This window comes from Microbulbifer sediminum, from assembly GCF_021729035.1.
In the GTDB taxonomy this organism is placed as follows: domain Bacteria; phylum Pseudomonadota; class Gammaproteobacteria; order Pseudomonadales; family Cellvibrionaceae; genus Microbulbifer; species Microbulbifer sediminum.
The window spans coordinates 52,999-68,162 of sequence record NZ_JAJSAP010000005.1; the positions used below are offsets into that span (position 1 = coordinate 52,999).

Genomic DNA, 15,164 nt, shown 5'->3' on the forward strand with positions numbered 1-15,164 from the left:
AGTTCAGCCAACCCTATACCCGTCCCTAAACAACATATTGTGAGGCATATAATAATGAAAAGCATGATGCCGCCGGTCAACTTCAAACAGTGGATCGAAGACCACCGCCAATACCTGAAGCCGCCAGTGTGTAACAAACTGGTATTCGAGGAGAACGGTTTTTTCATCATGGTGGTCGGCGGACCCAATTCACGCAAGGATTACCACGTGGATGAGGGACCGGAGTTCTTCTACCAGGTCGAGGGCGATATGCTGCTCAAGACCGTGCAGGACGGCAAGGTTGTGGATGTGCCGATCAGGGAGGGAGAGATCTTCCTGCTGCCACCGAAGATTCCCCACTCACCACAGCGCTTTGAGAATACCGTTGGACTCGTCATAGAGCGCACCCGCCTGCCGGAGGAGAAGGATGGCCTGCAGTGGTACTGCGACAAGTGCGACCACCTCCTCTACGAGGAGTATTTCCAGCTGAAGAATATCGAGGAGGACTTCCCCCCCGTGTTCGACCGCTTCTTCTCTTCCGAACAGAACAGGACATGCGACGCTTGCGGCCATGTCATGGAAGTACCGGGGGCGTGATGCTGACCATTGATATCCACACCCATATCCTGCCCAAAGACTGGCCCAACCTGAAAGAGCGCTATGGTTACGGTGGCTTTATCCACCTGGACCATCACAAGTGCGGCTGCGCCCGCATGATGAAGGAAGACACCTTCTTCCGCGAGGTGGAGAGCAACTGCTGGGATGCAGGTGTACGCATGCAGGAGTGCGATACTCACGGCGTGCATGTGCAGGTACTCTCCACAGTTCCGGTGATGTTCAGTTACTGGGCCAAGCCGGAGGATACACTCGACCTGTCCCGTATGCTGAATGACCATATTGCAGGTGTTGTGGCCGAACACCCGGGACGTTTCATCGGCCTCGGCACCGTACCCATGCAGGCGCCGGACCTCGCCGTCCAGGAGCTGGAGCGTTGCGTCAGGGAACTCGGCATGGCTGGCATCCAGATTGGCTCCAATGTGAACAGCTGGAACCTGGATGCGCCTGAACTCTACCCGGTGTGGGAAGCAGCGCAGGAACTCGGGGCGTCGGTCTTCGTGCATCCCTGGGAAATGATGGGACGCGAGAAAATGCCCCGCTACTGGCTGCCCTGGCTGGTCGGCATGCCGGCGGAGACCTCGCGGGCGATCTGCTCGATGATTTTCGGTGGCATCTTCGAGAAATACCCCCGTCTCAAGGTGGCGTTTGCCCATGGTGGCGGCTCCTTCCCCTCCACCATCGGCCGCATCGAGCACGGGTTCAATGTTCGCCCGGATCTCTGTGCCGTCGACAACCCGGTCAATCCCCGCAACTACCTGGACCGGATCTATTTCGACTCGCTCGTGCACGACCCGTCGATGATGAACTACCTGCTGGAGCTCGTCGGGCCGGACCGCATTGCCATGGGCAGCGATTACCCCTTCCCACTGGGCGAACTGGAGCCCGGCTCCCTGATTCGCTCAATGGGATACAGCGAAGACGTGCAGGCCAAGTTGTTACACGGCACGGCTCTCGAATGGCTGGGACTGGAGAAATCCCACTTTATGGAGGAGTGACCATGGCTACCTATATCGAACTGGGGACTGTGCGGTACCGACTGTGCCACGAACGGGCCACCAGTATTGCCATCCCGCTCAACTTCTCGGGACCACAACCGAACCACTTTGGCGTACCCACCGCAACCACGACAACGGTGGAGGGTGGCGGCTTCGTCGGCGACACCTCTCGCGGGGGCAGCTGCAACGTGCGGACGCTGCAACTGACACCGCACTGCAATGGCACCCATACGGAATCCATCTCCCATATCGTCGACGACGAAGTGGCGGTGGGTGAACTGCCGCTACCGATCCTGCAAAACTGCCTGCTGCTGTCGGTGCAGCCCGTGCAGCTGGCAGAAAGCGAGGAAAGTTACTGGCCCAACCCGGAGGCGGCCGACAGTATCGTAACAAAAGGCGCGTTACTGGCGGCACTGCATAACGCCGGCTTCCCCGGCCCGCCCGGCGATTGCCCGGCGCTGGTAATCCGTACGCAGCCAAACAGTCCCGAGAAATGCGCGCTCGAATACGGGGAGGACTGCCCCCCGGTATTCCTGAGCCTGGAAGCCATGGAGTGGATCAGTGAGCATTTCGATCACCTGCTGGTGGATTTCCCCAGCGTCGACAAGATGTATGACGAGGGCCAGCTGGCGAATCACCGCCAGTTCTGGCATGTGCCCCGCGGAATCACCAGGATGGATGAGACTGCCCACACAATGCGAACCATTACTGAAATGGTCTTTGTGCCCGACTTCCTGAAGGACGGCTACTACGGCCTGAACCTGCAGGTACCGGCGTTCCGCACCGATGCTGCCCCCAGCCGGCCAATCCTCATACCGCTGGAAGAAGAATAAAAGAGGCTTACCCATGCACTATCAAACGGGTTTGGAATTCGCGCAGCAGATGGACTGCGACGACCCGCTGGCAAGATTCCGCGAGCAGTTCTCGATTCCGCACACCTGCCACGGCACCGAGGAGATATACCTGTGCGGCAACTCCCTGGGCCTGCAGCCAAAGCTGGCGCGCGAGTATGTTGTGCAGGAGCTGGACAAGTGGGCAAGCCTGGGCGTCAAGGGGCACTTCGACTGTGAATACCCGTGGATGCCCTACCACGAGTTCCTGGCAGAGACCGCCGCGGACCTGGTGGGCGCAAACACCGACGAAGTCGTGATGATGAATTCCCTCACGGTCAACCTGCACCTGATGATGGTGACTTTCTACCGGCCCAGTGAAACACGCTACAAGATCGTGATCGAGGACCATGCGTTTCCTTCCGACCACTACGCGGTAGAGAGCCAGTTGCGCCACCACGGTATCGACCCCGACGACGGCCTGGTGCTGCTGAAGCCGCGGGAAAACGAGGACCTCTTGCGCGAGGAGGATATCGAGGCGCTGATTGAGGAACAGGGAGATTCCATCGCACTGATACTGCTGCCCGGCGTACAGTATTACACCGGACAGGTACTGGATTTCGCGGCCATTACCCGCGCCGCGCAGGCGCGGGGCATCAAGGTGGGCTTTGACCTCGCCCACGCGGTCGGCAACATCCCGCTTAAACTGCATGAATGGAATGTGGACTTTGCCTGCTGGTGTACCTACAAATACCTGAACTCCGGCCCCGGCTCCGTGGCCGGCTGCTTCGTCCACCGCCGCCACGCGCGGGATACCGGCCTGGACCGTTTTGCTGGCTGGTGGGGCCATGACAAGGACACACGGTTCAGGATGGAGAATCGCTTTGTCCCGATGCCCACCGCCGAGGGCTGGCAGCTTTCCAACCCCCCTATCCTGTCGCTGGCGGCGATCCGCGCCTCTTTCGATGTGTTCAGGCAGGCCGGCGGCATGCAGCCCCTGCGCAAGAAATCGGAGAAACTCACCGGTTACCTGCGCTACCTGCTGGAAGCTGAAGTCTCCGAGTTTATCCGGGTGATCACCCCGGAGAGCCCCGACGAATGCGGCTGCCAATTGTCACTATGCTGTGACGCCAGGCACCTGAGTGGCCGCGAGCTGTTCGGGCGCCTGGAGGCGGCAGGCATCACTGCCGACTGGCGGGAGCCGAATGTAATCCGTATCGCCCCCGTTCCCCTCTACAACAGCTTTACGGACGTCTACAACTTTGTGCAAATCCTGAAGTCCGCCTGCAACGAGTGATGGGTATGAGCAAAAACAGCAAGGAAAAAATCGTCATCGCAGGCGCCGGCCTGGTGGGCGCCATGGCCGCCTGCTTCCTGGGACGCCGCGGCTTCGATGTGGACGTCTATGAAAGCCGGGTAGACCTGCGCCGGCACGATATCTCTGCCGGCCGTTCCATCAACCTGGCGCTGGCCAACCGGGGTATCTACCCGCTGGAACAACTGGGCCTGATGGGCAAGGTACGGGAAATGATGATCCCGATGCGCGGCCGCATGATCCACGACCTCAAGGGCGAGCAGAACTTCCAGCCCTACGGGCAGAGCGAAGACGAAGTGATCTACTCGATTTCCCGGGGGGATCTGAACCGCCTGCTGCTGGACGCGGCGGAGGAAACCGGGCATGTAAGGATTCATTTCTCACACCGGCTGGATTCGGTTGACTTCGACAGCAACAGCGCTGTGTTCATCGATGACGAAACCAGCTCCCCTGTCGATGTAAGCTTCTCGAGGTTGATCGGTGCGGATGGTGCGGGTTCAAGGGTTCGTCAGGCCCTGGTGGCGGCGCAGGATGGCAGCGACAGCCTGGAGCCACTGGACCACAGCTACAAGGAACTGGAGATCCCCGCAGGAACTGATGGTGGCTTCCAGATCGAAAAGCACGCGCTGCACATCTGGCCGCGGGGCGGCTTCATGCTGATCGCCCTGCCGAACCTGGACGGCAGCTTCACGGTGACCCTGTTCCTGCCAAATAAAGGCAAAGCGAGTTTTGCGGCGCTGCAGACGCGAGAGGCGGTATCGCAGTTTTTCGAGGAGTACTTCCCGGGTGTGGATGCGCTGATACCGGGACTGGTGGAAGACTTCTTTGCCAATCCCACCGGCAAGCTGGGTACCGTGCGCTGCAACCCCTGGCATATCGCCGACAGGGCGATCCTGGTCGGGGACGCCGCCCATGCCATAGTGCCCTTCCACGGCCAGGGCATGAACTGCGGCTTCGAGGACTGCGTGGTGCTGGATCAGTGTATCGAGCAGTACGCCCCGGATTGGCACCAGGTATTTATCGAGTACGATCACCTGCGGGCGCCGAACGGCGAGGCGATTGCGGACATGGCCCTGGAGAACTATGTGGAGATGCGCGATTCGGTAAACGATCCCCAGTTCCTGCTCAAGAAGGCCATCGGCTTCGAACTGCAGAAGCGCTGGCCGGACCTCTTTACCCCGCGCTATGGCATGGTCATGTTCCAGCGCATCCCCTACGCCGAGGCCCAGCGCCGCGGGGAGATCAACCAGCAGATCCTGGACAGGCTGGCCTCTGGCATAGAGTCAGTGGAGGATGTCGACTGGGGCCTGGCCGAAACACTGGTCAAAAAACACCTCGGCTCGACCGCCTTGACTGCCTGAATTGCCCTGCAGTGATCGGCTTCGAAGCCTTCGACGTGTGCCCTGCTTCTGCTCCAGGGCCGCTCCAAACGTGCCAGCCGGTGGCGCAGAGTGGACACAATATGTCGCGCAGGAGGCGGGGATTCGGCAGCGTCTAGATCCGGCAGGCCTACAGCACATCCATACAGACCACCAAAATGCCGGCGCCAATTTCGCCTTTCCCGATCAGGCACATCACTGCCTTGGGACCAACCGCGAACCTTCAGCAATGCCAGGGATACTACTGGGCGAGGTTTAGGCAGAGGTAAACCAGCCCCTACGGAACAGGGAGAGCAGCAACAACAGCAATATCGGCACCCCTATGCTCCCCCCTCCCCCACCGCTATCACTTTTGGCATCGGCCGGGCTTACCGTCACAATGCTGCTGTCTGCAGATGACTCTCCGCCGTCACTGGCGCCAGGCCCGCCCAAGTCAGCCTCGTCGGAAGACTCCCGATCATCCCCTGCTGAGCCAGTCCCCTGCTCCACACCCTCGGTATCTAGCTCAGCCTGTGTGATTGTGGCCGGGCGCCACTTCCCGTCAATACCATTACCCACCAGCTGCCCGGGCGCAAGGTCACCAGCATAAAAGTGTAGGGGGCGCCCGGTAAGTAACACCTGGTGGCGGCCGTCCGGCAGCTCCTCGAGGCTGATATCGGCGAATTCTTTAGCTGCTTCAATCTCCTCACGGGAGTTCACAGTAAGTGGTGGCCAGAAGGCCGCACAATGAGCCACGTTAATGCCACTACAGCTATACCCCTGGTACTCAAGATCGACCAGGTACAATGCATGCTGGGGGCGACTTGATGATCGGCCGCCCACCAGGCGGCGCCCGAGTTGCGGGTCGTCCAGAACCTTCAGGGGAAAACCAAAGCAGGCGTCCCCCTTGCCATTGCCGTCGACATCGCGCTGCATGACATTCGCCCTCAGAGGACAGTTATCAGCGTCATTCACCACTCCATCCCGGTCCAGGTCGTCATCGGCCAGCGCAGTGTTGAAGGTTCTCAGGGAGGACACGTGGATATGCTCACTGACCGGAAGGTGATTCCCTTGGTAGCCCCAGAAGTCAGCCCATACCGCAAAAGCCGCTGTGTCGGCGCCGGGTAATCTGACCTGCTCCAGTTTCTCGATTTCCGAAGCGGGGATGGGGAGCTCTACCACAAATTCACGTCGCCCTTCAGGTACCTGTGTCTGAATCACCGCCTTCGAGAAGTTTAAGTCCAAGACCGGCTGGTTACCGACCCAGGCTGTCATATGATCGAAAACCGTCGCATAGGTTTCCGGCAGTTTGACTCGAGCTGTCATACGCAGGTAGCCATCGTCCCCAACTAGCAAATGCCCCCCCTGGTGGACGTCGAGCAATTCCACATCCGGGAAATTCAGGTCGAAAACATCCCGACTGGCGGTGGGCAGTGCGGGAAGCTCGAATTCATAGAAACCATAATTCGCCCGACCCGCATTGTCATTGAAGAACAACACCACCTTTGCCGGACGCGGTTCAGGCTTCTGGAAATTGAGCAGGTTGACTTCGTGAAAAATAATACCGGTACCCCCGGTCGCCTTGGGCGGGCGTGAATAGATGCTGCGCTTTTTTCCAAGCACACTCGCCCCCAGGTGTGCAATCACCTGCGCCTTGCCTTCAAAGTCCCAGCCGTCGATGCCAATTTCACCATAATCATCCAGGACCCGCACTGCGCCAAAAGAAGAAAAGAGCAAATGGCCCGGCACGAGGTTACTCAGCGGAATCAAGCTGATTTTGTCCTCGCTAATTATTAACCTAGGCAACTGCGTATCACTATTCGGCGCAGGATTGCTGTTACTGGTCACCAGCCGAAATACCCCAACATCGAAATCCGTTGTCAGGTAATTTCCAGGGACATTCATGGGGTGTACATGGACGCTCAGCAGATTCTCTCCATCGAAAAAATCTGCGGTATCCAGGGTAAAGGTTGTCTGCCACATCTCTTGATCGACGAAATGGTTGTGGCCATCTGCTTCCAGCGTCCTGAAATTTTTATAAAATTGTACATGTTGACCTGTCTTACCATAAACAGTAATCCTGCCCGTTACCTCTCCCGACACAACTTGTCCGGGGTTCACGGGAGCACCGGTGATATCAAATACCTCGATGACAATCGCGGGGTTGAAGACGGACACCGCAAAAGTGAGTTCAGCCGAGCGCCCGCCGACATGTGCGCGCACCGTTAAGCGTTCCTCACCGGGAAAACCGGCAGCCTGCAGCTGTAATTCATTCCCGACCACGCTGGCAGCCAAGACATTGCTCCTGTTTTCCCTCTCGATTACATAGCCAAGCGATTCATCCGGATGGGAAAATACCCGGCCGAGATCGATCCGGACCAGGCCGTCTTGTTCGATACGCTGATCCGGAATTCCGTTTATCACCTTTGGCGCCGCCCCTGGGCCATTACGCCCGTAGGCCACGCGGTAGGCGGATAGAGTATCCCCTACCGCAAACAGTACCCCGTCCGCCAGGGCAATGGCGGGCCCGGCATTCGCCAGACGGAATCGCTCTTCCAAAGAGAAACGGTCCAGGGCGAGCACTCCTGCATAGGTCGGTAGAAACAGAGAGTCATCAGTGAGAATGGGCTGGGTATGATCGAAAACGCCCCACTCAGGGGCTAGCTCGGCAAGAACAGTGCCATCAACTTCACTGATCACGCTCAGCATACGATCATGGGTGACATAAAGAAGGCCATCCGCCACTGCCAGCGAGTCGGGCCTTACCAGCTCAATAGACCAGTGGACGTCAAGACTGTCCTGGTCGATAGCCATCAGGGATGCGGCACCAAGTACGTACAGCCGACCATCACTCGTATAGATATCATTGGCAAGACTATCATTTAATATCGAAGGACGATTCAGCTCCAGCGTGCGCATTAAGGCGGTCGTGGTACTGCCATACTCATCGAGCCTGTCATCACGACCGACATATACCTTGCCCCGATGTACCGTCGGTGCCAACTTAAAAGCAGTAGCGTCTGTAGGGAAGGAAAAACGCTGGTTACCACTCACAGCGTCATAACCATAAAAACTCTGCCCGGGCCTGGCCTGTACCCAGACAGTATCTTCGGCCACTACTGGAGGTGGCAGATCACCAAAATCATCCTGGTTATAAGCCTGATAGGTCGCCTGCCAAGTTAATTCACCACTTGCGACATCAACGGCGAGCACTTCTCCACGGCTAGACCCGGTACCAGCGCTAACGACATTGCGCTGGAAAAATACCTGACCGCCGGCGACGCTTGGAGGAGACACCCGCAGGTCGCTATACAGACCCGAGTCCCACAAGTGCGTCCCAGTTATGGCAGAGCGTGAAACGACACTATAAGAGCGTGTCGTACTACCTGGCAGATCGTATCCGGGGAGGGGAAGGAATAGCTGGCCATCCACAACGGCAGGTGGGAGATAGTGATCGGACTCCCAGCCTTCTAAGGGATGCGCCCAGACTGTTTCTGGATCCTGGTGCCAAACAAAACCGGGCTGATAACTCTGCCGGCCCGGCCCATTTCCATAACCTGCCCAGTCACCGGGAATCTGCTCATCGCCCGCCGGCTTGACATGAAACACGACCAGCCCCGGGGATTCCTCCCCGCTCTCACTCACCAGGACGTAATGAAGGCGGTCATTGCCGGTGAAACCCGGGTCCGGGACATAACTGAAGGAACCGTCCTCGAGCCAGGTGAGAGCGCCATGTTCCGGTGCCCGCGCCAAACGGCCCACCAGTAAGGCCTGCCCAACTGTGCCCTCATCATTCGCAAGCCAGCCCCCGGTTGCCCCAACTTCCAACTGGGTGTCCTGTGTTAGGCGATAGAGATCAAAGTTTGCTCGTAGGGTTTGTCCGCTGGCATTAATGGCAGCTAGCAGAAAGCCGATGAGTACCACACAACGTGCACCACTTGTCGGGCTGAACATGATTTGGGCTCTGGCTCTTATGTCTTTGGGCAGTTGCCTTAAGGGAATTCGCAAATGCCTTGTGGGACTGCTCCGCCATAGTATTAGTTATTTGACTGTACGGGGTGTATCCGACGTTTACTCTGGTGACAAGTTACCGGGTCCCGAAAGTCACGGCTGTTACGCCGAACCACACAGGGTCTCTTAGCCAGCATGGGCGGAGACAGGGGCTAGGGAAAGGACTTACTGGCAACCTGCACTATTATTACGATTGATATCGCTTCTCATTTGCCTTAAGATTGCCGCAACAATGACAGGAACGGTCGTGCCCTATTCAGCCGACCTTTCCGCAACGCGTAATAGCCCGACCTTACGACGCATCAAGGAACCGAAAATGCGCTACCTGAATACCACGCTCGCCCTGGCCATTGCCGCTGCCAGTTCCGCCACCTATGCCACCGAAGATGGCGCCCGCATTGATGAGGAGGTAGTGGTAACCGCCAGCCGTACCGAGAAACCGCTGAGCAGCATCCCCAATACCGTCACCCTGATCGACGAGGCAGAGCTGACCCGGGAGCTGGCCGCCACCAATGACCTGTCCACCGTACTGGGCAACCTGGTGCCGAGCTTCTCCCCCAGCCGCCAGAAGATGACCAGTTCCGGCGAGAGCCTGCGCGGGCGCAAGCCGCTGTACCTGATCGACGGGGTCCCGCAGTCCAACCCGCTGCGCAACGGCGGCCGCGACGGCCACACCATCGACCCGCTGATGCTGGAGCGCGTTGAGGTCATCCACGGTGCCAACGCCATCCACGGCATGGGCGCCTCCGGCGGCATCATCAACCTGGTGACCCGGACGCCCAGCGAGGAATTCCAGCAGAGCCTGCGCGTGGAGTCCGCGCTGCAGCCGGAAGACCTGGGCGAGACCGCCGGTTACGGCGGCAGCTATAGCCTGTCTGGTAAAAAAGATGCGGTGGACGTGCTGGCCAGCCTCAGCTACCGCGACACCGGTATCAGCTACGACGCCAACGGCGATGTTGTCGGCTTCGACAATACCCAGGGCGACACCATGGACAGCCAGTCCATCAATGCGTTTATCAAGACCGGCTACAGCTGGGACGACCAGCGCCTGCAGCTGACCGCCAACCACTACAAGATCGAGGGCAACAACAACTGGGTCAGCGTTGATGGCGATATCAGCGCCGGCATCCCCACCACCGCGGTGGAGGGCCAGGTCCCGGGCGACGCCCCCTCCAACGACGTCACCACCGTCAACCTGCAGTACAGCAACGAGGCGTTCCTGGGCCAGAAACTGCGAGCGCAGGTGTTTTCCCAGGACTTTGCCGGCACTTACGGCGGCGGCACCTTCGGCACGTTCCAGGACCCGGCCTTTGGTGCGGACATCTTTGACCAGTCCCAGAACAACTCCGAGAAGCACGGCCTCAAACTGACCCTGCTGAAAGACCAGGTGGCCGGCGCCCCGGTGAGCGTCGCCTACGGCGTGGATATGTTTGAGGACGAGACCTGGCAGCAGCTGGTGCAGACCGGACGCGCCTGGGTACCGCCGACCCGCTACCGCAATGTCGCCCCCTACGTGCAGGGCGAATTCACCGGCATCGAGCAGCTGACCGTCACCGCAGGCGTGCGCCACGAGCGCTCCAAACTGGTGGTGGACGACTTCACTACCCTGTTTTCCTATGGCAGCCAGCAGGTGGAAGGCGGCTCGCCGGAGTTCAGCGAGACCCTGGGGAACATCGGCGCCACCTACGCCATCAACGACGCCCTGCGCGCCTATGCCAATTATTCCGAAGGCTTCTCCATGCCGGACGTGGGCCGGGTGCTGCGCGGCATCAACCAGCCGGGCCAGAGTGTCGAGAGCTTCCTCGACCTGCAGCCGATCCTCACCCAGAACCGCGAGCTGGGCCTGGACTTCAGCGGCGAGCGCTTTGCCGCACAGCTGGCCTACTACAGCTCGGATTCCGATTTCGGCCAGCGCCTGGCCCTCGATGCGGACGGCATCTACAGCGTCAAGCGTGAGCAGACCGAGATCGACGGCGTTGAGGCCCGCGGCCAGTGGTTCGTCACCGACTCCGACACGCTGGACCTGCGCTATGCCTACACCGATGGCCGCTACGACTCCGACGGCAACGGCAGCGTCGATACCGACCTGGACGGCCGCAACATCGCGCCCAACCGCATTAACCTCAGCTGGGCCCGCAACTGGACCGACAACTTCGCCACCCGCCTGCAGGCCAACTGGCTGATGGACCGGGATTTCGAGAACGCTGGCGGTGATGTCACCACCGAGTTCGACGGTTACACCACCATCGACGCCAGCGCGCAGCTGCAGGCACTTTCCGGTGAGTTCGCACTGGGGATCCAGAACCTGACCAACGAAGACTACTTTACCTACTATTCCCAGACCGCGGGCAACGACGGCCGCAACTTCAAGGGCATGGGGCGCAGCGTAAACCTGTCTTACTCCCGGATCTTCTGATCCCACTCCGCCAGGCCCGCCACGCCGGCCAACCCCGGCAGGGCGGGCGCACCGGGTTCACCATGCGCAAAGCCCTGTTCACTCTGCACAAGTACGCCGGCCTGCTCCTGGGCCTGCTGCTGTCATTCATTGGCCTCACCGGCAGCCTGCTGGTGTTCGACCATGCGCTGGATGAACGGCTGGCGCCACATACCGTCACCTTCAGACCGAGTGGCGCGCCGGCCAGCTATGCCGATATTCTCGCTGCGGCCCGCACCGCCGTGTCCGGCAACCCCGCCCCCACACGCCTGATGACCCCACGCCAGCCGGGCAGCCCGTATGTGGTGCGCTTTCCGGGACCAGAGGGCGCACCGGGGCCGATCGAAGTGAGCGTGTCCCCCACCGATGCCGAGGTGCTGGCCGTGCGCGGCTGGGGCACCACCGGTTACACCATGAGCTGGCTCTATCGCCTGCACTACACATTACTGTCTGGCAAGAAAGGCAAGACCGTCGTCGGGTTGATGGGGCTGCTGCTGATGGTGTTCTGCATTACCGGCGCGGTGCTCTGGTGGCCGAAGAAAAACCGTGCCGGCGACGGGCGTTGGGGAAAAGCTTTCCGCATCGCGCGCAACGGCAATCGCTTCCGCTTTTACTTCGACGTGCACCGGGTATTCGGCATCTACTTCCTGCCGCTGCTGCTGGTGACCAGCTTCTCCGGCGTCACCCTGGTGTTCCCGCAGCAGGTACGGGCGGTGGTCAGCGCCGTGTTCCCCACCGAGCCACTGGCCGCCCTGCCCGGCTCACATGCCGAACGCGGCCAGCCGATTTCACCGGACCGTGCCGCCAGCATCGCACAGGCGGAATTCCCCGGCGGCGACCTGAAGCGGATATACCTGCCCCGTGGTGGCGGCGACAGCTACGGAGTCTCGTTCCGCGCTGCCGGCGAGATGTGGCGCAACTACGGCGCCAGCTTCGCGCGGGTGGACCAGTACAGTGGCGAAATATTGATGGTCGAGGATGTCACCCGGATACCGCTTGGCAACAAGATACTGCGCTGGCAGTTCCCGCTGCACAACGGCGACGCCCTCGGCCTTGTGGGCCGCTGGCTGGTGTTGCTGGCCGGCCTGGTGCCCGCCCTGTTGTTCGGGACCGGGGTTTACCTCTGGTGGAAGAAACGGCGACTGCGCCGGGCGTCGAAGCGGTCGTCAGAAAAACGCAACTGGAAGACAACGGCCGGCAGCGGATTGCGCTCCGCACCTTGAAAAGCATCGCGGAGAGATAAGTATTAATCGCCAACGCAGTGATGATGCTGGCCTACCTGGCAAAGCTCCGGAGCACAATCCCGGGGACTGATTTCGTCCCGTTCGCCATTGCCCTGGGCTTCTTCTTCCTATCGTTATTTATTGACCAGAATTCCTTTGACTGGCTACCGGATCCCTACCTTATGGAGGACGGCGCCAGGTTTGCGGGGATCCTGTTCTGGCTGTTCTATTTTTTCCGGACGGCTTGCCAGGCACAGGCCGTCATTCATGACAAACCCGTTGATACTGAGGATCCGGCGCCGTGAAAGGCTACGTCACTGCCAGAGCAGGCGCCGGCCGGATGGCTGTTCAGCCGCCCTTCCCTCCCGGGCCGGCGAAATACCAGAGGATCAGGCCAATTACCGGCAAAATCAGCACCAGTAACACCCATATAATTTTCTTGAGTCCCCCCGCCGAGCTCTGCAGTATTTTGATAATGGCGTAAATGTCAGCTATAAGGATGAGAATCCCAAAAATCGCTTCCATAGTAGCGCTCCCTTTATTGCTAGTTTATTGCCAGTTGTTATTGACAGTTGTGGCTGGAGTGGAACAAAGGCCAGAGTATAGCTAACGGCTGGCGGTCGCAGTAAAAGCCCCGCAGCCCAACCGGAAAGCCGGAAAGACAGCGCATATACTCAAGGGCAGCCAGGGGAAACATTCCCCCATGGAAAATAAATCCAGCGCCGGGACCCGATTCTGCCTGGAAACATTCTGGTTCAGGACAGCCCGGGAGGTAAATGGAGTAAGAACTACCCCCTGGGTTTCAATGCTATATCCGCTGTAGAGCAACTCCTGTACTCTGGAGTTTTTCAGCGCCACTTGAGGGATGCATGACTAGCGATCGCGTCGATGCACAGGTATCACCCGTCGGACAGTTCGACATTCTGTCCAAGTACGAAATTAACAGGCTCACGGACGACAGCCGTGGCCCGCAGTACCAGATTTTCCGCAACTGCTCCCTGGCCGTACTCAACAGCGGCGGCTATATGGATGACGGCAAGGAGCTGCTCGAGAAGTATTCCGATTTCGATATCTCGGTTATCCCGACCGAGCGCAGTGTCAAACTCAACGTCAGGAACGCCCCGGGGATCGCTTTTGTCGATGGAAAAATGATACGCGGGATCAGTGAGCACCTGTTTTCCGTGCTCCGCGACATTATCTATGTCAACAGCGAAATCACCGGCGACCCCCGCTACGACCTGGTCTCCGCCCAGGGCATTACCGATGCCGTGTTCCATATCCTGCGCAATGCCGGCACCTTTGACCGGTCCCGCTCGCCCAGGCTGGTGGTCTGCTGGGGCGGGCACTCCATTTCATCAGAGGAATACGACTACACCAAGCAGGTGGGCTACGAACTGGCGCTGCGCCACCTCGACATCTGCACCGGCTGCGGCCCGGGGGCAATGAAAGGCCCGATGAAAGGCGCCACCATCGGGCATGCCAAGCAGCGCGATCGCCACGGGCAGTACCTGGGCATTACCGAACCGGGCATCATCGCGGCCGAGGCACCAAACCCGATCGTCAACCAGCTGGTGATCATGCCGGATATCGAGAAACGCCTGGAAGCCTTTGTGCGCACCGGCCATGGCATTGTCGTATTCCCCGGGGGCGCAGGCACCGCCGAGGAGATCCTGTACCTGATGGGCATCCTCCTGCACGAGGACAACCGGGAGCAACCCTTCCCGGTGATTTTCACTGGCCCGGCCAGCGCCGCGGACTACTTTATCCGTATCGACCAGTTTATTGCCTCTACCCTGGGCGAGGAGGCCAGGTCGCGGTACCAGATCATCATCGACGACCCGGCCGAGGTCGCACGGCAAATGGCGGCCGGCATCCAGGCTGTGAAGGAGTACCGCAAGGCGTCCGGCGATGCCTACTACTTCAACTGGAAGCTGAAGGTATCCACCGAGTTCCAGCGCCCATTTATCCCCACACACCAGAACATGCATGACCTGGCACTGCACACCAACCAGGCGCCCTACCTGCTGGCCGCCAACCTGCGCCGGGCCTTCTCCGGAATCGTTTCCGGCAATGTCAAAAACGAGGGCATCTGCAATGTGCAGAAAAATGGCCCCTACCAATTGCGCGGCGACCCCGGCCTTATGCGCAGCATGGATACCCTGCTGGCATCCTTCGCACAACAGCAGCGGATGAAACTGCCTGGCAAGGAATACATCCCCTGCTACCAGATCAGTGCGGACTGATACAGGCGGGCCGGCTGCCACTTTGCTGCCGAGCAGTGACCGGTACCATGACCAGGCACCAAGCACCGGACACCTGAGCCAGGTGGCTCACCTGTTACACCGGGATGGGCAGCGCCGATAATGCATGCGGCGCCGCCTTTCACGACCGGCCGCCTGGC

General features: G+C 59.6%; 11 protein-coding genes. 9 read left to right on the plus strand and 2 right to left on the minus strand.

The features are described from left to right. Positions 1 to 54: 54 nt before the first annotated feature. Genes LVD11_RS09545 through LVD11_RS09565 form a run of 5 tightly spaced genes read left to right on the plus strand, consistent with a single transcriptional unit; the run spans position 55 to position 5,098 of the window. On the plus strand, positions 55 to 576 hold the full coding sequence (locus LVD11_RS09545; RefSeq protein ID WP_237058394.1) for a 3-hydroxyanthranilate 3,4-dioxygenase: 522 nt from the start codon (positions 55 to 57) through the stop codon (positions 574 to 576). After that, positions 576 to 1,592 (plus strand): amidohydrolase family protein, encoded by a 1,017-nt coding sequence (locus LVD11_RS09550; protein ID WP_237058396.1) that lies wholly within the window; start codon positions 576 to 578, stop codon positions 1,590 to 1,592. Before LVD11_RS09545 ends, LVD11_RS09550 begins: the two co-directional genes overlap by 1 nt. A 2-nt stretch (positions 1,593 to 1,594) precedes the next feature. Beyond that, complete coding sequence (locus LVD11_RS09555) at positions 1,595 to 2,425, plus strand: cyclase family protein (RefSeq protein WP_237058398.1); 831 nt, start codon at positions 1,595 to 1,597, stop codon at positions 2,423 to 2,425. A 13-nt stretch (positions 2,426 to 2,438) separates the two neighbouring features. Continuing rightward, positions 2,439 to 3,719 carry a kynureninase gene (gene kynU / locus LVD11_RS09560; protein ID WP_237058400.1) on the plus strand — a complete coding sequence of 427 codons (1,281 nt, stop codon included), beginning with the start codon at positions 2,439 to 2,441 and terminating at the stop codon, positions 3,717 to 3,719. A 5-nt stretch (positions 3,720 to 3,724) separates the two neighbouring features. Beyond that, positions 3,725 to 5,098, plus strand: coding sequence for an FAD-dependent oxidoreductase (locus tag LVD11_RS09565; RefSeq protein WP_237058402.1), 1,374 nt, complete (start codon positions 3,725 to 3,727; stop codon positions 5,096 to 5,098). 273 nt (positions 5,099 to 5,371) lie between these two features. On the opposite strand, the gene LVD11_RS09570 is transcribed toward LVD11_RS09565, so the two are convergent. Further along, complete coding sequence (locus tag LVD11_RS09570) at positions 5,372 to 9,049, minus strand: outer membrane protein assembly factor BamB family protein (protein ID WP_237058404.1); 3,678 nt, start codon at positions 9,047 to 9,049, stop codon at positions 5,372 to 5,374. A 373-nt stretch (positions 9,050 to 9,422) separates the two neighbouring features. Between LVD11_RS09570 and LVD11_RS09575 the strand changes: the two genes are divergently transcribed. The 3 genes from LVD11_RS09575 to LVD11_RS09585 all read left to right on the plus strand — a co-directional run bounded on the left by LVD11_RS09575 (position 9,423) and on the right by LVD11_RS09585 (position 13,068). Next, the gene (locus LVD11_RS09575; protein ID WP_237058406.1) at positions 9,423 to 11,522 is read left to right on the plus strand and encodes a TonB-dependent receptor; all 2,100 of its coding nucleotides are present in this window, start codon (positions 9,423 to 9,425) and stop codon (positions 11,520 to 11,522) included. Positions 11,523 to 11,584: 62 nt separating this feature from the next. Next, positions 11,585 to 12,763 (plus strand): PepSY-associated TM helix domain-containing protein, encoded by a 1,179-nt coding sequence (locus tag LVD11_RS09580; protein WP_237058408.1) that lies wholly within the window; start codon positions 11,585 to 11,587, stop codon positions 12,761 to 12,763. 41 nt (positions 12,764 to 12,804) lie between these two features. After that, positions 12,805 to 13,068 carry a DUF8692 domain-containing protein gene (locus LVD11_RS09585; RefSeq protein WP_500793346.1) on the plus strand — a complete coding sequence of 88 codons (264 nt, stop codon included), beginning with the start codon at positions 12,805 to 12,807 and terminating at the stop codon, positions 13,066 to 13,068. 43 nt (positions 13,069 to 13,111) lie between these two features. Here the strand turns inward: LVD11_RS09585 and LVD11_RS09590 are convergent, their stop codons facing one another. Further along, the gene (locus tag LVD11_RS09590) at positions 13,112 to 13,288 is read right to left on the minus strand and encodes a PLDc N-terminal domain-containing protein (protein WP_237058412.1); all 177 of its coding nucleotides are present in this window, start codon (positions 13,286 to 13,288) and stop codon (positions 13,112 to 13,114) included. A 344-nt stretch (positions 13,289 to 13,632) separates the two neighbouring features. On the opposite strand from LVD11_RS09590, the gene ppnN reads away from it, so the two are divergent. Next, positions 13,633 to 15,006, plus strand: a complete 1,374-nt coding sequence (ppnN, locus tag LVD11_RS09595) for a nucleotide 5'-monophosphate nucleosidase PpnN (protein WP_237058414.1) — start codon at positions 13,633 to 13,635, stop codon at positions 15,004 to 15,006. Positions 15,007 to 15,164 lie beyond the last annotated feature (158 nt).